Origin of the sequence: Aeromonas sp. FDAARGOS 1408, assembly GCF_019048665.1 — a bacterium.
Taxonomy (GTDB): Bacteria; Pseudomonadota; Gammaproteobacteria; order Enterobacterales; family Aeromonadaceae; genus Aeromonas; species Aeromonas dhakensis.
The window spans coordinates 1,386,671-1,405,046 of record NZ_CP077394.1 but is presented as its reverse complement, the minus strand read 5'-3'; the positions used below and the strand labels follow the sequence as shown (position 1 = coordinate 1,405,046).

The 18,376-nt window shown below is 58.8% G+C and carries 16 protein-coding genes; 4 read left to right on the top strand and 12 right to left on the bottom strand.

Annotation, left to right across the window (positions count from 1 at the left end; all coding sequences use genetic code 11):
* Positions 1-185 precede the first annotated feature (185 nt).
* The 10 genes from I6L38_RS06695 to sdhC form a co-directional block, all read right to left on the bottom strand.
* Positions 186-485 (bottom strand): hypothetical protein, encoded by a 300-nt coding sequence (locus tag I6L38_RS06695; RefSeq protein ID WP_216989305.1) that lies wholly within the window; start codon positions 483-485, stop codon positions 186-188.
* A 56-nt stretch (positions 486-541) separates the two neighbouring features.
* Complete coding sequence (locus I6L38_RS06690; protein WP_216989304.1) at positions 542-1,609, bottom strand: hypothetical protein; 1,068 nt, start codon at positions 1,607-1,609, stop codon at positions 542-544.
* Between the two features lie 165 nt (positions 1,610-1,774).
* Complete coding sequence (sucD, locus tag I6L38_RS06685) at positions 1,775-2,647, bottom strand: succinate--CoA ligase subunit alpha (protein ID WP_005300222.1); 873 nt, start codon at positions 2,645-2,647, stop codon at positions 1,775-1,777.
* On the bottom strand, positions 2,647-3,813 hold the full coding sequence (gene sucC, locus I6L38_RS06680; protein WP_005300220.1) for an ADP-forming succinate--CoA ligase subunit beta: 1,167 nt from the start codon (positions 3,811-3,813) through the stop codon (positions 2,647-2,649). The genes sucD and sucC overlap by 1 nt, the downstream gene beginning before the upstream one ends.
* A gap of 223 nt (positions 3,814-4,036) precedes the next feature.
* A complete protein-coding gene (gene odhB, locus I6L38_RS06675; protein ID WP_005300217.1) occupies positions 4,037-5,224 on the bottom strand; it encodes a 2-oxoglutarate dehydrogenase complex dihydrolipoyllysine-residue succinyltransferase in 1,188 nt (395 codons plus the stop codon).
* A 90-nt stretch (positions 5,225-5,314) separates the two neighbouring features.
* The gene (gene sucA / locus I6L38_RS06670) at positions 5,315-8,125 is read right to left on the bottom strand and encodes a 2-oxoglutarate dehydrogenase E1 component (RefSeq protein ID WP_216989303.1); all 2,811 of its coding nucleotides are present in this window, start codon (positions 8,123-8,125) and stop codon (positions 5,315-5,317) included.
* Positions 8,126-8,240: 115 nt separating this feature from the next.
* Positions 8,241-8,957: a succinate dehydrogenase iron-sulfur subunit gene (locus I6L38_RS06665; RefSeq protein WP_010634177.1), complete on the bottom strand. Its 717-nt coding sequence runs from the start codon at positions 8,955-8,957 to the stop codon at positions 8,241-8,243.
* Between the two features lie 17 nt (positions 8,958-8,974).
* Entirely contained in the window at positions 8,975-10,741 is a 1,767-nt protein-coding gene (gene sdhA / locus I6L38_RS06660) for a succinate dehydrogenase flavoprotein subunit (RefSeq protein ID WP_216989302.1), read from the bottom strand.
* A 1-nt stretch (position 10,742) separates the two neighbouring features.
* On the bottom strand, positions 10,743-11,087 hold the full coding sequence (gene sdhD, locus I6L38_RS06655) for a succinate dehydrogenase, hydrophobic membrane anchor protein (protein ID WP_017782712.1): 345 nt from the start codon (positions 11,085-11,087) through the stop codon (positions 10,743-10,745).
* Entirely contained in the window at positions 11,081-11,470 is a 390-nt protein-coding gene (gene sdhC / locus I6L38_RS06650; RefSeq protein WP_005300207.1) for a succinate dehydrogenase cytochrome b556 subunit, read from the bottom strand. Before sdhC ends, sdhD begins: the two co-directional genes overlap by 7 nt.
* A 424-nt stretch (positions 11,471-11,894) precedes the next feature.
* Here sdhC and I6L38_RS06645 point away from each other — a divergent pair, with 424 nt between their 5' ends.
* From I6L38_RS06645 to I6L38_RS06635, 3 genes are all read left to right on the top strand, one after another.
* The gene (locus I6L38_RS06645; RefSeq protein ID WP_005300205.1) at positions 11,895-13,181 is read left to right on the top strand and encodes a citrate synthase; all 1,287 of its coding nucleotides are present in this window, start codon (positions 11,895-11,897) and stop codon (positions 13,179-13,181) included.
* Positions 13,182-13,274: 93 nt separating this feature from the next.
* Positions 13,275-13,601, top strand: coding sequence for a DUF4377 domain-containing protein (locus I6L38_RS06640; protein ID WP_005300200.1), 327 nt, complete (start codon positions 13,275-13,277; stop codon positions 13,599-13,601).
* Positions 13,602-13,713: 112 nt separating this feature from the next.
* Positions 13,714-14,208 carry a GNAT family N-acetyltransferase gene (locus I6L38_RS06635; RefSeq protein ID WP_005300196.1) on the top strand — a complete coding sequence of 165 codons (495 nt, stop codon included), beginning with the start codon at positions 13,714-13,716 and terminating at the stop codon, positions 14,206-14,208.
* Positions 14,209-14,267: 59 nt separating this feature from the next.
* Here the strand turns inward: I6L38_RS06635 and fabB are convergent, their stop codons facing one another.
* Positions 14,268-15,479: a beta-ketoacyl-ACP synthase I gene (gene fabB, locus I6L38_RS06630; protein ID WP_054545032.1), complete on the bottom strand. Its 1,212-nt coding sequence runs from the start codon at positions 15,477-15,479 to the stop codon at positions 14,268-14,270.
* 90 nt (positions 15,480-15,569) lie between these two features.
* Between fabB and mnmC the strand changes: the two genes are divergently transcribed.
* The gene (gene mnmC, locus I6L38_RS06625; protein WP_196249031.1) at positions 15,570-17,582 is read left to right on the top strand and encodes a bifunctional tRNA (5-methylaminomethyl-2-thiouridine)(34)-methyltransferase MnmD/FAD-dependent 5-carboxymethylaminomethyl-2-thiouridine(34) oxidoreductase MnmC; all 2,013 of its coding nucleotides are present in this window, start codon (positions 15,570-15,572) and stop codon (positions 17,580-17,582) included.
* 94 nt (positions 17,583-17,676) lie between these two features.
* On the opposite strand, the gene I6L38_RS06620 is transcribed toward mnmC, so the two are convergent.
* The gene (locus I6L38_RS06620; RefSeq protein ID WP_017779966.1) at positions 17,677-18,276 is read right to left on the bottom strand and encodes a DUF922 domain-containing Zn-dependent protease; all 600 of its coding nucleotides are present in this window, start codon (positions 18,274-18,276) and stop codon (positions 17,677-17,679) included.
* Between the last annotated feature and the right edge of the window lie 100 nt (positions 18,277-18,376).

Here is an 18,376-nt window from a genome sequence, read left to right as displayed (position 1 = left end):
CCCCAAACGACGGCAGTATTGACTCATCAGTAAGACACTGTTGGCCAATACGGTTGCAGCAGCGTAACAATCTTGGCCCGTTGGATTCTGTCCGTAGGCCATAGCAGTGGCATACTAATCCCCCGAACGTCCGAATACGTTTCTTTATTCGAAACAACTAGGTGTGAATTTGCATGAAGAATACTTCATACAGGCAGTTCAACCACATCTATTCCTTTTTCGAGCAGTTCATGACGTTGGTATGCGATTTCTAAAAGTGAATCTCTGTCATAACTATCTACAAGACATATAACAGACTCCCAAACCGGTGGGAAATCAATTAAAATTACATCTTTTTTAGCCTTTTGTAAAAGGTCTTCTAACATAGATGCTGCTGGTCGAGTATCAGAAAACCAATATCTTCCATGTTTTTCAATAGACTGAATGGCTGAAGTGTAATGACTTTTCAAAACAGCATCTTTAAGACTGTCTTTATCGATATCCATCCTTATCTCCTCGATACATTCCACAATTAAAAATATCATATCTACGACTGTACAATCTATGCTTTGACAGAGTTTATGAGCTTACTTATTTGCTCGACCCCATCAAATGTAGATGGTAAATTACCATCCTCCGTTACTATTCCGGAGAAAATAACTCTTTCAAATCGCTCCAAAGCATCAGCATCTTTGCTTTTTATTTCACTAGCATAACTAGAATAACTTTGTATAAATCGACACAATGTCTTTCTAAGATCAATTTGCAATAACTGTGACTTAACCGATTTATAATTAAAGAGAAGGACTCTGAAATAATATATAGATATTGCGACTAAAGATATTGTAGGAAAAATTGATACCAGTAGGCCATCTCTGATGACAGATAAATTATCAATATTGACATAGATAAATATAAGCTCAGCGGTTATCGGTAAAACTATAACCAATGATAGCAGCTTAAGCCAAACAAGAATCCCATCGCGTTCACGCATCTTCTCTTTTGATAAATCATCAAAGCCTTGATACAAACCAACAAAATTATATGCATTTTCATATCTAGACAGAGAATCCTCAATTGACTTTACTCGGCGCTCTCTTTCACTTAAATCTTTATCCCATTCTTCTTTAAGTTGCTTAGCCTTCCCCGCAACAGCATCAAAATTTTTAAGTGAGTCAATCTCGTCACTGTTTGCAACAGCCTTAAAAATAGTTATTGGCATATCGCGTATTGCGAACTCAATTTGCTCTCTAGCTGACTCTTCAAACAACCCAATATTATTAAATACAAATCTTCTAGCTCTTTCGAACTCAAAAGACAAGTCACTTTTAGTTGAGAGATACAATTCAAAAAGAAACCGGAAACACATTGAACAAATGTCATCCAAATGCTCTTTACTTAGCTCATCTTTATCTGCCAATCGACTAATGAATTGATCACCAATCCACTTTATATTTATTTGACAAAAGCTGTTCCATTCATCAGGGTTCTTATCCATGGCATTAATTACTAAACGAATCAGACTATTTCGCTGTTTATCGAAATCATTCAAGGGGATTAAGCCATCTATTCTTTGTCTGAACTTAGCAAGTACAGTTTTACTTTGATTTGTGTCAAATAGTTTAATCATAAATAATACAACTCACTAAAATAAAAACATGGTATCAGACTGAATGTACCATATCCTACTTTGAGAATACTCCAAGATCTAGTTGTATATAAAATGTGTTTTAATATGCTCATAAAAATACCGCCCCAAAGGGCGGCATTTTACTATCCGAGATAACAGGCTAACTTACCAGCCGGTTACTTCACGCAGGGCCTTGCCGATATCGGCCAGGGAGCGCACGGTTTTCACGCCGGCATCTTCCAGGGCGGCAAATTTCTCGGCCGCGGTGCCTTTACCACCGGCGATGATGGCGCCCGCATGACCCATGCGCTTGCCAGCCGGAGCGGTGACGCCCGCAATGTAGGAGACCACCGGCTTGGTGACGTGGGCCTTGATATAGGCCGCCGCGTCTTCCTCGGCGTTGCCGCCGATCTCGCCGATCATCACGATGGCTTCAGTCTGCGGATCGTTCTGGAACATCTCCAGGATGTCGATGAAGTTGGAGCCCGGGATGGGGTCGCCACCGATACCGACGCAGGTGGACTGGCCGAAGCCCTCGTCCGTGGTCTGCTTGACCGCTTCGTAGGTCAGGGTGCCGGAGCGGGAGACGATGCCCACCTTGCCCGGCTTGTGGATGTGGCCGGGCATGATGCCGATCTTGCACTCACCCGGGGTGATGACGCCCGGGCAGTTGGGGCCGATCATCCGCACGCCGGTTTCCTGCAGCTTCACCTTGACGTCCAGCATGTCCAGGGTCGGGATGCCTTCGGTGATGGTGACGATGAGCTTGATGCCGGCATCGATGGCTTCCAGGATGGCGTCCTTGCAGAACGGGGCCGGTACATAGATGACGGAGGCAGTAGCGCCGGTGGCTTCCACGGCGTCACGGACGGTGTTGAACACCGGCAGGCCCAGGTGAGTGGTGCCACCCTTGCCCGGGGAGACGCCGCCGACCATCTGGGTACCGTAGGCAATGGCCTGTTCGGAGTGGAAAGTGCCCTGACCGCCGGTAAAGCCCTGGCAGATCACCTTGGTGTCTTTGTTGATCAGAACGCTCATTATTTGGCCTCCGCTGCTTTTACCACTTGCTGAGCTGCGTCAGTCAGACTCGTTGCGGCGATGATATTGAGGCCGCTGTCGGCCAGTTTACGGGCACCCAGTTCGGCGTTGTTGCCTTCCAGACGCACCACCACGGGCACTTTCACCCCCACTTCCTTCACGGCGCCTATGATGCCTTCCGCGATCATGTCGCAGCGCACGATGCCACCGAAGATGTTGACCAGCACGGCTTGTACCTTGCTGTCGGACAGGATGATCTTGAACGCCTCGGTCACGCGCTCCTTGGTGGCGCCGCCGCCGACGTCCAGGAAGTTGGCCGGTGAGCCGCCGTGCAGGTTGACGATGTCCATGGTGCCCATGGCCAGACCCGCGCCGTTGACCATGCAGCCGATGTTGCCATCGAGGGCCACATAGTTCAGCTCCCACTGGGCGGCGTGCGCTTCACGGGGGTCATCCTGGGACGGGTCATGCATCTCGCGCAGCTTCGGCTGGCGGTACAGGGCGTTGGCGTCGATGTTGATCTTGCCGTCCAGGCAGTGCAGGTTGCCCTTGTCGGTGATGACCAGCGGGTTGATTTCCAGCAGGGCGAAGTCGCAGTCCAGGAACATCTGGCCCAGACCCATGAAGATCTTGGTGAACTGCTTGATCTGATCGCCGACCAGACCCAGTTTGAAGGCCAGCTCGCGGGCTTGATAAGGCTGCGGGCCTACCAGCGGATCGATGGCGGCTTTGTGAATGAGTTCCGGGGTTTCGTGGGCGACTTTCTCGATCTCCACGCCACCTTCGGTAGAGGCCATGAAGACCACGCGGCGAGAACCACGGTCAACCACGGCGCCCAGGTAGAGCTCCTTGGCGATGTCGGTGCAAGATTCCACCAGGATCTTGGTAACCGGCTGACCGTTGGCGTCAGTCTGATAGGTCACCAGGTTCTTGCCGAGCCAGTTCTGGGCGAAGGCGCGGATCTCGTCCTTGCTCTTGGCCAGCTTGACGCCGCCCGCTTTACCGCGGCCACCGGCGTGGACCTGGCACTTGACGACCCAGGTATTGCCGCCAATCTTGTCGGCCGCTTCGGCCGCTTCCTGCGGGGTGGCACAGGCATAACCTTCGGAGACCGGCAGGCCATACTCGGCAAACAGCTGTTTTGCCTGATATTCATGCAGATTCATAGATGCTCTATCCGTGTTGTAGGTATTTCCGTCCGGGGCTCGTGTTTCTCAATCCCCTGTGAAAGAGGCCAGGGTGGCCCCTCGTTATCTTTCTAATTTCACTTTCACTCAGACGTTCCGTCAGGGCCGCGAGGGCCCCTGCTTGCCGCCGGGCAACAGGCCCGGCGGCAAGCTTGTGGCGCAGCTTGGCAAGCCCACAGGCTTGCCACTCCGGCCGATTTCCTTAGACGTCCAGCAGCAGACGGGTCGGATCTTCCAGCAGCTCCTTGATGGAGACCAGGAAGCCCACCGACTCGCGGCCGTCGATGATGCGGTGATCGTAGGAGAGCGCCAGGTACATCATCGGCAGGATTTCGACCTTGCCGTCGACGGCCATGGGGCGGTCCTGGATCTTGTGCATGCCCAGAATGGCGCTCTGGGGCGGGTTGATGATCGGGGTGGACATCAGGGAGCCGAACACGCCACCGTTGGTGATGGTGAAGTTGCCGCCGGTCAGTTCGTCCACGGTCAGCTTGCCGTCACGGCCCTTGCCGGCCAGATCCTTGATGGCCTTCTCGATGTCGGCCAGGCTCATGCTGTCGCAGTCACGCAGCACCGGAGTCACCAGACCACGGGGGGTGGAGACGGCGATGCTGACGTCGAAGTAGTTGTGGTAGACGATGTCGTCACCGTCCAGCGCCGCGTTCACTTCCGGGTAGCGCTTGAGGGATTCCACTACCGCCTTCACGTAGAAGGACATGAAACCGAGCTTGATGCCGTGCTTCTTCTCGAAGATCTCGCCGTACTGCTTGCGCAGCTTCATGATGGGCGCCATGTTGATCTCGTTGAAGGTGGTCAGCATGGCGGTGGTGTTCTTGGCCTCCAGCAGACGCTCGGCGATACGCTTGCGCAGACGGGTCATGGGCACGCGTTTTTCAGTGCGACCGGCCAGCGGGGCGACCGGCGCAGCCGGAGCCGCAGCGGCAACCGGCGCGGCGGCGGGCTTGTTGCCCCCCTTGATGAAGGCTTCCACGTCTTCCTTGGTGACGCGACCGCCCTTGCCGGTACCGGTCAGCTTGGCAACGTCGATGTCATGCTCGGCCACCAGGCGGCGCACGGAGGGGCTCAGGCCATCGGCGGCGTCATCGGCTACCGCTTCCACTGGCTTCTCCTTGGTCTCTTCACCGGCCACCGGGGCAGGCTTGAGCATGGCGATCAGCTGGCGGGAGAGCACGGTGGCCCCTTCGCTTTGCAGGATGTCGCCCAGCACGCCGGCTTCCGGCGCCGGCACCTCCAGCACGACCTTGTCGGTCTCGATGTCAACCAGCACTTCGTCACGGGCAACCAGATCACCCGGCTTCTTGTGCCAGGTCGCGATGGTGGCATCCGCCACTGATTCCGGCAGGTCCGGTACTTTGATCTCGATAGTCATCTAATCAGTTCCTTGTTTACTTCTTGGCCAGCGGGCTTGTTCTTGGTCGAAGAGGACGCTCCCGGGGAGCGCCCTCTCCTTCACAACTCGTTATTCCAGGGTAAGTGCGTCTTCCACCAGGGCTTTTTGCTGCTTGGCGTGGACGGACATGTAACCGACGGCCGGCGAGGCCGAGGCCGGGCGACCGGCATAACGCAGACGGGCATGGCTTGGCAGCACGCTGTCGTAGTGATGACGGGTGCAGTACCAGGCGCCCTGGTTCTGCGGCTCTTCCTGACACCAGACGAAGTCGGTGACATGGCTGTAGTCGGCCAGGATGGCGCGCACTTCCTCTTCCGGGAAGGGGTAGAGCTGCTCGATCCGCACCAGCGCCACATCTTGCTGCTCGGCCTTGCGACGGGCATCGAGCAGGTCGTAGTAGACCTTGCCGGAGCAGAACACCACGCGCTTGACGCCCTTCGGATCCAGCGCATCGATCTCGCCGATGGCGTTCTGGAAGGTGCCTTCGGCCAGCTCTTCGAGCTTGCTCACCGCCAGCGGGTGGCGCAGCAGGGATTTGGGCGTCATCACGATGAGCGGACGGCGCATCGGACGCACTACCTGACGGCGCAGCATGTGGAATACCTGGGCCGGGTTGGACGGCACACACACCTGCATGTTGTGCTGGGCGCACATCTGCAGATAGCGCTCCAGACGGGCGGAGGAGTGCTCCGGGCCCTGCCCTTCGTAACCGTGCGGCAGCAACATGGTCAGGCCGCACATCCGGCCCCACTTCTGCTCGCCGGAGGAGAGGAACTGGTCGACCACGACCTGGGCGCAGTTGGCGAAGTCGCCGAACTGGGCTTCCCAGATGGTGAGGCCGGCCGGCTCTGCGCTGGCGTAGCCATATTCAAACGCCAGTACCGCGTTCTCGGTCAGCACGGAGTCGTACACCTCGAACGGGCCTTGCTTGTCGTGCAGGTTGCACAGCGGGGTGTAGGTGCTGGCATCGGTCTGGTTGTGCAGCACGGCGTGGCGGTGGAAGAAGGTGCCGCGGCCGGAGTCTTCCCCGGTGAAGCGGATGCGGGAACCCTTGTCCACCAGGGTGGCGTAGGCCAGGGTCTCGGCAAAGCCCCAGTCCACCAGCTTCTCGCCGGCGGCCATCAGGCGGCGGTCTTCGTAGATCTTCTCGACCTGGCGCTGCAACACGTGGGTGGTCGGATACTGGCTCACCCGCTCGCCGAGGGCTTTCAGATGATCCATCGGCACAGTGCTGTCATAAGGCATGGCCCAGTCGTGGCCCAGGTAGGGGGTCCAGTCGACGGAGTGCAGCTCCATCGGGCGCCACTCCTTGCTCACCCGCTCACCGCGATCCAGGGTGTCGCGATACTCGTTGACCAGGGTAGTGGCCAGCTCCTGGCTGATGACGCCATCCGCCACCAGCTGATCGGCGTAGATCTTGCGCGGGGTCGGGTGCTGCTTGATCTTCTGGTACATCAGCGGCTGGGTGGCGCTCGGCTCATCGGCCTCGTTGTGACCGTGACGACGGTAGCAGACCAGCTCGATCACCACGTCGCGCTTGAAGGTGTTGCGGTAATCCAGCGCAATCTGGGTCACCAGCACCACGGCTTCCGGATCATCACCGTTGACGTGCAATACGGGAGCCTGCACCGCCTTGGCGATGTCGGTGCAATATTCGGTGGAGCGCAGGTCACGAATATAGGAGGTGGTGAAGCCCACCTGGTTGTTGATGACGATGCGCACCGTCCCGCCGACGCCGTAGGCACGGGTCTGGGACATGTTGAAGGTCTCGGCCACCACGCCCTGACCGGCCATGGCCGAGTCACCGTGGATGGTGATGGGCAGCACGGTCGAGCCGTCCTTGTCACCGCGGCGGTCCATGCGGGCACGCACGGAGCCGATGACCACGGGGTTGACGATCTCGAGGTGAGACGGGTTGAAGGCGAGCGCCAGGTGGACGTTGCCGCCCGGAGTGGCGAAGTCGGACGAGAAGCCCATGTGGTACTTCACGTCACCCGTGCCCCAAGATTCGCCGTGCTTGCCGGCAAACTCGTCGAACAGGTCCTGGGCGCGCTTGCCCAGCACGTTGATCAGCACGTTGAGGCGACCACGGTGGGCCATGCCGATGACGGCCTCTTTGCAGCCCTGCTCACCGGCGCGGCGGATCAATTCTTTGAGCATGGGAACCATGGCATCGCCCCCTTCCAAGGAGAAACGCTTGGCCCCCGGGAACTTGGCGCCCAGATATTTTTCCAGCCCTTCGGCAGCGGTCAGGCTCTCGAGGAAGCGGGTCTTCTCTTCGAGGGTATAGCTCCCCTTCCCTTCGATGGACTCGAGCCTGTCTTGCAGCCAGCGTTTCTCCTCGGTGGAGGTGAGGTGCATGTAGTCGGCGCCTATGCTGCCGCAGTAGGTCTTCTTCAGCGAGGCATAGAGATCGGAGAGCACCATGGTCTCGCGACCGATGGCGTAGGAGCCCACGTTGAAGGTGGCCTCCATGTCCGCGCCTTGCAGGTTGTGAAACGCAGGGTCCAGTTCGGCAACGGTTTCACGCGCCCACAGGCCGAGCGGATCCAGATTGGCGTTTTGATGGCCGCGGAAGCGGAAGGCGTTGATCAGCTGCAGTACCCGCACCTGCTTGGCATCCACTTGCGGATCGGAGACGGGGGCACTGTAACGGGAGGGCTCCTTGGCCAGGCGACGGAAATAATCGCGGACCCGGGAATGGGGTTGTTCTATCGCATGGCCATTGACCTGGGGCAGCGAGCTAAACAGGCTGCGCCACTCTTCGGCTACGGATTCGGGGTCTTCCAGGAAGGATTCGTACAAATCCTCGATATAGCTTGCATTCGCACCAGCCAGGTGAGATGACTCCAACCAGGCCTTCATCACGCCGTTATGCATTTCTATCCCTTGTACATCTTGTTCACTGCAGCGCAGCTTGTAGGGGTCAAATAGCCATCCAGGCTGGATGGCTATCCAGAGGTCGGGCCTGGCGCGTGACGCCCTGGCCCTGATATCAAACAGCCCGGTTGAGCAGCATCGACTTGATGTGGCCGATGGCCTTGGTCGGGTTCAATCCCTTGGGACAGACGTTCACGCAGTTCATGATGCCGTGGCAACGGAACACACTGAAGGCGTCATCCAGATTACCCAGTCGCTCGGTCGCGGCGGTGTCGCGGCTGTCCGCCAGCCAGCGGTAGGCGGCGAGCAGCCCGGCCGGGCCGATGAACTTGTCCGGGTTCCACCAGAAGGAGGGGCAAGAGGTGGAGCAGCAGGCACAGAGTATGCACTCGTACAGGCCATCCAGCTTGGCGCGCTCTTCGGGGGATTGCAGGTGCTCACGCACGGGCGGCAATTTTTCGTCGTTGATGAGGAAGGGTTTGACCTTCTCCCACTGGGTGTAGAACTGGGTCATGTCGATCACCAGATCGCGGATCACCGGCAGGCCTGGCAAGGGGCGGATAACGACGTTATTGCCCTTCTTCAGCAGATCGGAGAGCGGGGTGATGCAGGCAAGACCGTTCTTGCCATTCATGTTGAGACCGTCTGATCCACAGACCCCTTCGCGGCAGGAGCGGCGGAAGGCGAGCGTGGGATCCAGCTCTTTCAACTGGATCAGTGCGTCGAGCACCATCATGTCGGAACCTTCAGGAATATCAAGACGATATTCCTTCATATGGGGGACGTTATCAACATCCGGATTGTATCTGTAGACAGAGAATGTGACGTTCATTGTGCTTGGCTCCGCAATCAGTAAGTCCGGACCTTGGGCGGGAACGCCTCACGGGTCTTGGGTGACATGTTGACAGCGCGACGGGTCATGGACTCGGTGTCCGGATGATAGAGGCTGTGGCACAGCCAGCTCTCATCGTCACGCTCCGGGAAATCGAAGCGGCTATGGGCGCCCCGGCTCTCGGTACGGAAGTTGGCGGCCACCGCGGTGGCATAGGCGGTCTCCATCAGGTTGTCCAGCTCCAGGCACTCGATGCGCTGGGTGTTGAACTCTCTGGAGGTGTCGTCCAGACGGGCGTTCTTGAGGCGCTCGCGGATGAGTTTCAGCTCGGCCAGCCCTTCCGCCATGGCATCCCCTTCGCGGAACACGGAGAAGTTGTTCTGCATGCAGCGCTGCAGATCCTTGCGGATCTGGGCCGGGTCTTCACCGTTACGGTTGCTTTCCCAGCGGTTGAGGCGCTCGAGCGCCTTGGCGATGTCGGCTTCGGTGGCTTCCACGCCGTGCTCCATCGAGCCCAGGGTCTCCACCAGGTGTATGCCGGCGGCACGACCGAACACCACCAGATCCAGCAGGGAGTTGCCGCCCAGACGGTTGGCGCCGTGCACGGAGACGCAGGCGATCTCGCCCACCGCGAACAGACCGACCACCGGCACGTCATTGCCGTCCTTGTCCTGGGTCAGGCACTGGCCGTTCACGCTGGTCGGCACGCCGCCCATCATGTAGTGGCAGGTCGGGATGATGGGGATGGGTTCCTTGACCGGATCCACGTGGGCGAAGGTGCGAGAGAGCTCGCAGATGCCCGGCAGACGGGATTCCAGTACCTCTTTGCCGAGGTGATCCAGCTTGAGCTTGATGTGCGGGCCCCAGGGACCGTCGCAGCCACGGCCTTCGCGGATCTCGATCATGATGGAACGGGCCACCACGTCGCGACCGGCCAGGTCCTTGGCGTTCGGCGCATAACGCTCCATGAAGCGCTCGCCGTCTTTGTTCAGCAGGTAGCCGCCTTCACCGCGGCAACCTTCGGTCACCAGTACCCCTGCCCCGGCGATGCCGGTGGGGTGGAACTGCCAGAACTCCATGTCCTGCACGCCGACCCCGGCACGCAGCGCCATGCCGACACCGTCACCGGTGTTGATGTGGGCGTTGGTGGTGGACTGGTAGATGCGACCGGCGCCGCCAGTGGCAAGCACGGTGGCCTTGGCCTTGAAGTAGACAACTTCACCGCTCTCCATGTCGATGGCGGTACAGCCGACGATGTGGCCGTCCTGGTTCTTCACCAGATCCAGCGCATACCACTCTGAGAAGACGGTGGTCTTGTTCTTGACGTTTTGCTGATACAGGGTGTGCAGCAGGGCGTGGCCGGTACGGTCGGCAGCCGCCGCGGTACGGGCAGCCTGCTCGCCACCGAAGTTCTTGGACTGACCGCCAAACGGACGCTGGTAGACGCGGCCGTTGTCGAAGCGGGAGAAGGGCAGACCCATGTTCTCCAGCTCATAGACGGCCTCGGGGCCTGTCTTGCACATGTACTCGATGGCTTCCTGATCACCGATGTAATCGGAGCCTTTCACGGTGTCATACATGTGCCACTGCCAGTTGTCGTCGTGGGCGTTGCCCAGCGCAACCGTGATGCCGCCCTGGGCGGAAACCGTGTGGGAACGAGTCGGGAAAACCTTGGAAAGCAGTGCGCAGCTCTTGCCGGATTGGGCAATCTGCAGCGCGGCGCGCATGCCGGCACCACCGGCGCCGATCACGACCGCATCAAATTCACGAGTTGGAATAGTCACCTTACACACCCCACAGCACGACGAAACCCGTCATCAGATAGACAAACAGCACCACCACCAGTGCAAACTGCAGCGCACCGCGCAGCCCGACCGGCTTGATATAGTCGGTCAGCACCTGCCACAGACCGATCCAGGCATGGATCAGCACACACAGCAGCGCCAACAGGGTGAACACCTTGGTGAAGGTTTTCGCGAAGAAACCGGTCCACACCTCGTAGGTGATGTCGTTGAACGCAACGAAACCCACCAGATAGAGGACATAACAGGTCATGATGAGGGCGGTGGCGCGGATCAGGATGTAATCGTGAACACCGCTGCGCCCGAATGTTGCAGAATTGGTTACCATACCAGAACCCCCGCCAATACCGCCAAAATCGCAGTGATCACGAAGGCCACACGGGCACTTTGATTACCGGATTCCAGCTCTTCCCAATAGCCCATGTCCATGACCAGGTGACGCAGCCCGCCCACAATGTGGTAAGCCAGCGCGGTCAGGATCCCCCACAGCACGAATTTGACCAGGAAGTTGTCCATGATGGACACCACGGTCTCAAATCCTTCGGGAGAGGCGAGTGAAGTACCAAGCATCCACAGCAAGATTGAGAGCGCCACAAAGGTGATGACCCCTGAGACACGATGCAAGATGGAAGCGATGGCGGTGACAGGAAAGCTGATCGTCTGTAGGTCGAGGTTTACAGGTCTCTGTTTATTTTTCACGGCTTTGCCCACTCAGCTCCATTGAGCACGTTAGTTATTGTTTTTTAACGCTTATGAGGGCACGGAGTGGCATTTGTTAGGTTTTTGTTACCAAAACAACTCGGGAAAGCCAAAAACGACATTTTCAATATCACATCTGGCTTTGCGAAAGCGTTTCAAACACCGACAGCCATCACCCACGAGGCGCAGTATATCGGCGGGCTTAACCAATGACAATCAATTAGCTACAAAGAAAACCCAAAACCGTAAACCAGATCTCACAACTGATTTAACAAAACATTAATGATCATCCAGCAAAATTGACAACAGACCTGAACTCTGTTTCAAATAAGGCGCTCCAGCCGCCCTGGTACGGGTCAGAACCTTTGCCAGCGTCATCAAACTCGTAATAAAGTAGAGCTGGAATCAAATTATAAAAGAGCAAAGGAGACGTGCTATGGCTGATAAGATAGCCACCCTACATCTGCCCGGCAAAGACCCGGTAGAACTCCCGATCCTGTCAGGAACTGTCGGACCCGACGTGATCGATGTCAGAAAGCTGGGCGCGCAAGGGTACTTCACCTTCGACCCCGGTTTCATGGCCACCGGTTCTTGCAAATCATCCATCACTTACATAGATGGCGATCAGGGTGTCTTGCTGCACCGTGGTTACCCCATCGCCCAGTTGGCCACCCAGGCCAGCTACCTCGAAGTCTGCTACATCCTGCTGTACGGCGAGGCGCCCACCAAGGCGCAATACACGGAATTCGAACGTCTGGTCACCCGCCACACCATGGTGCATGAGCAGATCGCCTTCTTCTTCCGCGGCTTCCGCCGCGACGCTCACCCCATGGCCGTCATGTGCGGCGTGGTCAGCGCGCTTTCCGCCTTCTATCACGATGCCCTCGACATCAACAACGAAGAGCACCGCGAGATCTGCGCCTTCCGTCTGCTCTCCAAGATGCCGACCCTGGCCGCCATGTGCTACAAGTACTCCATCGGCCAGCCGTTCATGCAGCCGCGCAACGCCCTCTCCTATGCCGGCAACTTCCTGCACATGATGTTTGGCGTGCCGACCGAAGAGTACAAGGTCAACCCCATCGTCGAGCGCGCCATGGACCGCATCTTCACCCTGCATGCGGACCACGAGCAGAACGCCTCCACCTCCACCGTGCGTCTGGCTGGCTCCTCCGGTGCCAACCCGTTTGCCTGTATCGCCGCGGGGATCGCCTCCCTGTGGGGACCGGCCCACGGCGGTGCCAACGAAGCCTGCCTCAAGATGCTCGAGGAGATCGGCTCCGTGGATCGCATCCCCGAGTACATCGCCAAGGCCAAGGACAAGAACGATCCGTTCCGTCTGATGGGCTTCGGTCACCGGGTCTACAAGAACCACGACCCCCGTGCCACCGTGATGCGCGAAACCTGTCACGAGGTACTGACCGAGCTGCAGATCAAGGATCCGCTGCTGGACGTGGCCATGGAGCTGGAACGCATCGCGCTGTCCGACCCCTACTTCATCGAGAAGAAGCTCTACCCGAACGTGGACTTCTACTCCGGCATCATCATGAAGGCCATCGGCATCCCCATGTCCATGTTCACCGTGATCTTCGCCATCTCTCGTACCATCGGCTGGATTGCCCACTGGAACGAAATGCACTCGGATCCGGATCAGAAGATTGGCCGTCCGCGCCAGCTCTACACCGGTCAGCCGCAGCGCGAGTTCACCCCGCTCGACCAGCGTTGAGTCACGGGTTTCAGTTTTTTTGTTACAAAGGCGGTCATTGACCGCCTTTTCATTTGCCGCTCTAATGCCCCCCTTTTAGCCAAGGAGTCCATCATGAGACCATTATTCATCAGCGCCGGTGCCGCCCTGCTGCTCAGCGCCTGCCAGAGCGCCCCTGCCCCGACCGCCGGCGAGACCCTCTACGTCAACAGTCAGCTGGTGCACTGCGTCGGTGTCGGCCCCATGCAGTGCATGCAGGTGCGCAGCGACGAGCAGCAGCCCTGGACCCTGTTTTATCAGCAGATCGAAGGCTTCCAGTTCGAGCCCGGCTACCGCTACCAGCTGAGCGTCAGCAAGGAGCAGCTCACCGATGTGCCGGCAGATGCCCCTTCCCTGCGCTACCAGCTCATCAAGGTCGTCAGCAAACAGGCGGCGCGCTGATCAAAAAAGGCATCATTTGAAGATGCCTGTTCAGTTGGTGACCCGCTTCTGGTAGGCTGGCTGACGCATTCACTATTTAATCAGCGTTTTCGGGCAGTCATGCCCTGTCACTATGATCAAGATCCGCACGACCCGGGCCAACGACTGGCCCGCCATCATGGCCATTCAGGACGAGTGTTATCACCAGCTGGATCCTGAACCCATCGACGTCATGAGCAACAAGGCCGAACTGGCGCCCGACTGCTGCTGGGTCGCCGAATATCAGGGCCAGGTACTGGGTTACCTGCTCTGCCACCCTTGGCGCGCCCACCAACCACCGCCCCTCTCCGTGTCCATGCAGCGCCTGGCCGGCAACGACGAGTTCTATCTGCATGATCTCGCCGTCTCCAGACAGGCTCGCGGCAAGGGGATCGGCCAGCGTCTGCTCGCCACCGCCCTCGCGTTTGCCACCGACGAAGGGTTCGAGCACGCCGGTCTGGTGGCGGTACAGGATGCGCCAGCCTTCTGGCGAAAGCAGGGGTTCAAGCCTGCCAGCACCCAGAAATCCCTGGCCGAATATGGCGAGGGCGCCACCTACATGCGACTGCCGCTGCAGGCGCGGGCTTGACGAACACCCAATAAAAAAGGCGCCTTGCGGCGCCTTTTTTGCAACTCATGACGGGCTCATCAAGCCTTGTACTTGCTGAACACCAGGGAGGCGTTGGTACCGCCAAAGCCGAAGCTGTTGGACATGACGGTGTTGAGCTCAGCCTCTTCATACTCACGCACGATGGGCAGACCTTCAGCCTTCTCGTCCAGGGTCTCGATGTTGATGCTGGGGGCGATGAAGCCGTGTTCCATCATCAGCAGGGAGTAGACAGCCTCGTGCACGCCAGCGGCGCCCAGCGCATGGCCGGTCATCGCCTTGGTGGCAGAGATCTTGGGACCGTTGGCACCAAACAGGGTCTGGATAGCTTCCAGCTCTTTGGTATCACCGACCGGGGTGGAGGTGCCGTGGGTGTTGATGTAGTCAACCTTGCCAACACCTTGCATCGCCATCTTCATGCAGCGCACCGCGCCTTCACCGCTCGGGGCGACCATGTCGTAACCGTCGGAAGTGGCGCCGTAGCCGGTCAGCTCGGCATAGATGTGAGCACCACGAGCCAGCGCGTGCTCCAGCTCTTCGATCACCAGGATGCCGCCGCCACCTGAGATGACGAAACCATCGCGGTTCGCATCATAGGTACGGGACGCCTTTTCCGGTGTGTCGTTGTATTTGGTAGACAGCGCGCCCATGGCGTCAAACTGGATGGTAGAAGACCAGTCCAGTTCTTCACCGCCACCGGCGAAGACCACATCCTGTTTGCCAAGCTGGATCAGCTCCATGGCGTGACCGATGCAGTGAGCGGAGGTCGCGCAGGCGGAGCTGATGGAGTAGTTCACGCCCTTGATCTGGAACGGGGTCGCCAGGCAAGCAGAGGTGGTGGAGGACATGGTGCGCGGCACCATGTAGGGACCCACACGCTTGACCCCTTTCTCGCGAGCGATGTCCACAGACTCGGAGGTGTTCTTGCCGGAAGCACCACCCGAACCGACCACCAGGCCGGTACGCTCGTTGGAGACCTGGTCTTCCGCCAGGCCGGCATCTTCAATGGCCTGCTGCATGGAGAGGTAGGCGTAGGCCGCAGCGTCCCCCATGAAACGCATGACTTTACGGTCGATCAGTTCAGACGGATCGAGTTTGATGTTACCCCAGACACGGCTGCGCAGGTTGTGCTGCTCGAACTGCTCGGAATAGGTGATGCCAGATTTGCCTGCTTTCAGGGAGGCCAGCACTTCTTCCTTGTTGTTGCCGATACTGGAGATGACGCCGATACCGGTGATCACTGCTCTTCTCATTAATTCATCTCGTCTGGAAAAACTGGCACCGAGTCTACCCGCTTTCGGCTGCCAAACTGGTCTGCTTTCACGTAGAATGCCCGCGATTTTGTGACGCGAGCTGAGGAAAACGTGAGTCAAACATCCTTACATCATGCCCGATTGGACTGGAATGAAGCGGGAACTCCAGTCTCCAGTGAGTTCGGGGATGTGTACTTTTCCAATGATAACGGTCTAAGTGAAACCCGCTACGTCTTTTTGCAGCAAAATCGGCTGCCAGCGCGATTTTCGCACCACGATAGTGACATTTTCGTGATAGGTGAGACAGGTTTCGGCACAGGTCTTAACTTTCTGGCGACAATGGCCGCCTTTCTGGAACAGGCGCCCCAAACCGGCAACGGTTCCCGGCTGCACTTCATCAGTTTCGAAAAGTACCCGCTCACCCAGGCCGATCTGCGCAAGGCGCTGGCGGCCTGGCCCGAGCTTGCCCACCTGAGCCAGGATCTGATTGCCCAGTGGCCGCTGCCGGCCTGCGGCTGTCATCGCCTCATCTTTGCCGGCGGCCGCATCCGACTCGATCTCTGGCTTGGCGACATCAAGGAGATGCTGCCCCAGGTGCCCCACCCGGCAACGGGGCTGGTGGATGCCTGGTATCTGGATGGCTTCTCGCCGGCCAAGAACCCCGAGATGTGGACCCAGGATCTGTTCGACGGGCTGGCCCGTCTCGCTCGTCCCCAGGCGACCATCGCCACCTTTACCTGTGCCGGTTTCGTGCGCCGCGGCCTGATTGCCGCCGGCTTTGCCATGCAGAAGGTGAAAGGGCACGGCAGCAAGCGGGAAATGCTGGCGGGCGAGCGCGCAGACAAGCTGCCGCAGCAGACCATAGCCCCCTGCTATGCCCGTCCGGCCGGGCGGGCGGGAGAAGTACTGATCATTGGCGGTGGCATCGCCTCGGCCATGACGGCGCTCTCGCTGGTGGAGCGGGGCCGCAAGGTCACCCTCTTGTGCCAGGATGACGAGCCGGCCGGCGGCGCCTCCGGCAATCGCCAAGGGGCGCTCTATCCGCTGCTCAACGGTGAGCACGATGCCCTGTCGCGCTTCTATTCGCTGGCCTTCGGCTTTGCCAGAAGTCGACTGCTGGCCCTGGCCGAGCGCCATCCCGTCGCCTTTTCCCTGTGCGGCGTCACCCAGCTCGGTTATAACGACAAGTCCGCCGCCAAGCTGACCAAGATGGCGCAAGGCCCCTTCCCGCCCGAGCTGATGCACCCGCTTTCCGAGCCAGAGGTTGAGCAGGTGGTCGGCCTGCCTTGCGGCCACGGCGGCGTCAGCTATCCGCTGGGGGGCTGGCTCTGCCCAGCCGATCTGACCCGCGCCGCCATCAAGGAGGCGCAGGCCGGCGGACTGCTTGAGGTACTCTTCAATACACAGATCACGACCGTGACCGAACAGGCGGATGGCTGGCAAGTTGAAAGCTGTGACGGGCGCCACTGGCAGAGCCCCACCCTGGTGGTGGCCGCCGGACACCAGTTGCCGGCGCTCATCCCCTTTGCCGAGTTGCCGCTCTATCCGGTGCGCGGCCAGGTGAGCCATGTGCCCACCACCGCCAGCCTGAGCCGGCTCAATACCGTGCTCTGTTATGACGGCTACCTCACCCCAGCCAACGAAGGCCAATACTGCATCGGCGCCAGCTATGGCCGCAACCAGACCGACCTCGCGTTTCGCGCCGACGAGCAGGCCCAGAACCAGGCGCGCCTGCAGGCCTGCCTGCCGCAACAGCGCTGGCCTGCCGAGGTGGACGTGAGCGGCAACCAGGCCCGGGTCGGCGTGCGCAGTGCCAGCCGGGATCATCTGCCGGTGGCGGGGCCGGTCGCCAGACTGGCGGCGCTGGCGGATCACAATCTGAAGGCGCCCGTTGATCAGCAGAGTCCATTGCCCCTCTACCCCGGTCTCTATGTGCTGGGGGCGCTCGGCTCACGGGGTCTGTGCTCGGCCCCCCTTTGCGGCGAGCTGCTCGCCAGCGAGATCTGCGGCGATCCGCTGCCGCTGGCCGCCGATCTGCTGGAGGCGCTCCATCCGGCCCGCTACTGGGTACGCAAGCTGCTCAAGGGCAAGCCGTTGCAGTAAGCCTCAGATGCTCAGCTCAAGTGCTCGGCAAGGCGCAACAACAAAACGGGCTCCCCAGCGGGAGCCCTTTTTGTTCGCTCAAATCCAATCGGGCTCAGATGCCCTTTGGCCAGTTAAGCCCCAGCTTGCGGCCATGGTCGGTCTGCTGCTGCAACTGGGCAAAACGCTCGCGCAAGCTGGCCAGTCCACCCTGCCCGCGCTGCCAGGCCTGATACTGCAGGGCGGCGCAGTCACGCTCCACCGGCAGCTGGGCCAGTTGGATACCAAGCTGGCTCACGCTCTCCAGCAAGATGTCCTTGTGGCGGCTCTCATAATCGAACATGGCGGCCACCAGCTTGTCCCACTTCTGGCGCTCGGCGACGGAGGCCTTGGCCTTGTCCATCCAGTTCGGCACCATCACCTTGATGCGGGTGGTGACCTTGACCTGCTCCAACTCGCAGCGCTGCGCCCCGGGGCTGGTCTGCAACTGCCAGGAGAGTTGATAGCTGGCCATGCCGATGTGGCCATTGGCCCGGGCTGTGCCCGCATTGGTCATCTGGCGGGCCAGGCTCGCCACATCCGGCCCGGAAACCCGATAAAACTGGAAGTCTACCTTGATGTCAGGCACCGCCTTGATGCCGGTGTAATGGGAACTCTCGGCCCCTGCGGTGGCGGCGAACAACATCAGTGCCACCATGAAAAGTTTGCTGACCATTCCCATCTCTGCTGCCTTGACCTCGTTGCTGGCGGGGTTGTTATTTTAATTAATAATCAACGCATTAATATTCAAAGCAGGAGATTAACCGCGATCCCCG

What these genes read in the sequence shown, in the direction of transcription:
- odhB (WP_005300217.1), bottom strand. Translation starts at nt 5,224, where the DNA reads ATGACTATCGAGATCAAAGTACCGGACCTGCCGGAATCAGTGGCGGAT.
- I6L38_RS06620 (WP_017779966.1), bottom strand. Translation starts at nt 18,276, where the DNA reads ATGGTCAGCAAACTTTTCATGGTGGCACTGATGTTGTTCGCCGCCACC.
- I6L38_RS06640 (WP_005300200.1), top strand. Translation starts at nt 13,275, where the DNA reads ATGAGACCATTATTCATCAGCGCCGGTGCCGCCCTGCTGCTCAGCGCC.
- fabB (WP_054545032.1), bottom strand. Translation starts at nt 15,479, where the DNA reads ATGAGAAGAGCAGTGATCACCGGTATCGGCGTCATCTCCAGTATCGGC.
- I6L38_RS06695 (WP_216989305.1), bottom strand. Translation starts at nt 485, where the DNA reads ATGGATATCGATAAAGACAGTCTTAAAGATGCTGTTTTGAAAAGTCAT.
- I6L38_RS06665 (WP_010634177.1), bottom strand. Translation starts at nt 8,957, where the DNA reads ATGAACGTCACATTCTCTGTCTACAGATACAATCCGGATGTTGATAAC.
- I6L38_RS06645 (WP_005300205.1), top strand. Translation starts at nt 11,895, where the DNA reads ATGGCTGATAAGATAGCCACCCTACATCTGCCCGGCAAAGACCCGGTA.
- I6L38_RS06635 (WP_005300196.1), top strand. Translation starts at nt 13,714, where the DNA reads ATGATCAAGATCCGCACGACCCGGGCCAACGACTGGCCCGCCATCATG.
- sucC (WP_005300220.1), bottom strand. Translation starts at nt 3,813, where the DNA reads ATGAATCTGCATGAATATCAGGCAAAACAGCTGTTTGCCGAGTATGGC.
- I6L38_RS06690 (WP_216989304.1), bottom strand. Translation starts at nt 1,609, where the DNA reads ATGATTAAACTATTTGACACAAATCAAAGTAAAACTGTACTTGCTAAG.
- sucD (WP_005300222.1), bottom strand. Translation starts at nt 2,647, where the DNA reads ATGAGCGTTCTGATCAACAAAGACACCAAGGTGATCTGCCAGGGCTTT.
- sdhD (WP_017782712.1), bottom strand. Translation starts at nt 11,087, where the DNA reads ATGGTAACCAATTCTGCAACATTCGGGCGCAGCGGTGTTCACGATTAC.
- sucA (WP_216989303.1), bottom strand. Translation starts at nt 8,125, where the DNA reads ATGCATAACGGCGTGATGAAGGCCTGGTTGGAGTCATCTCACCTGGCT.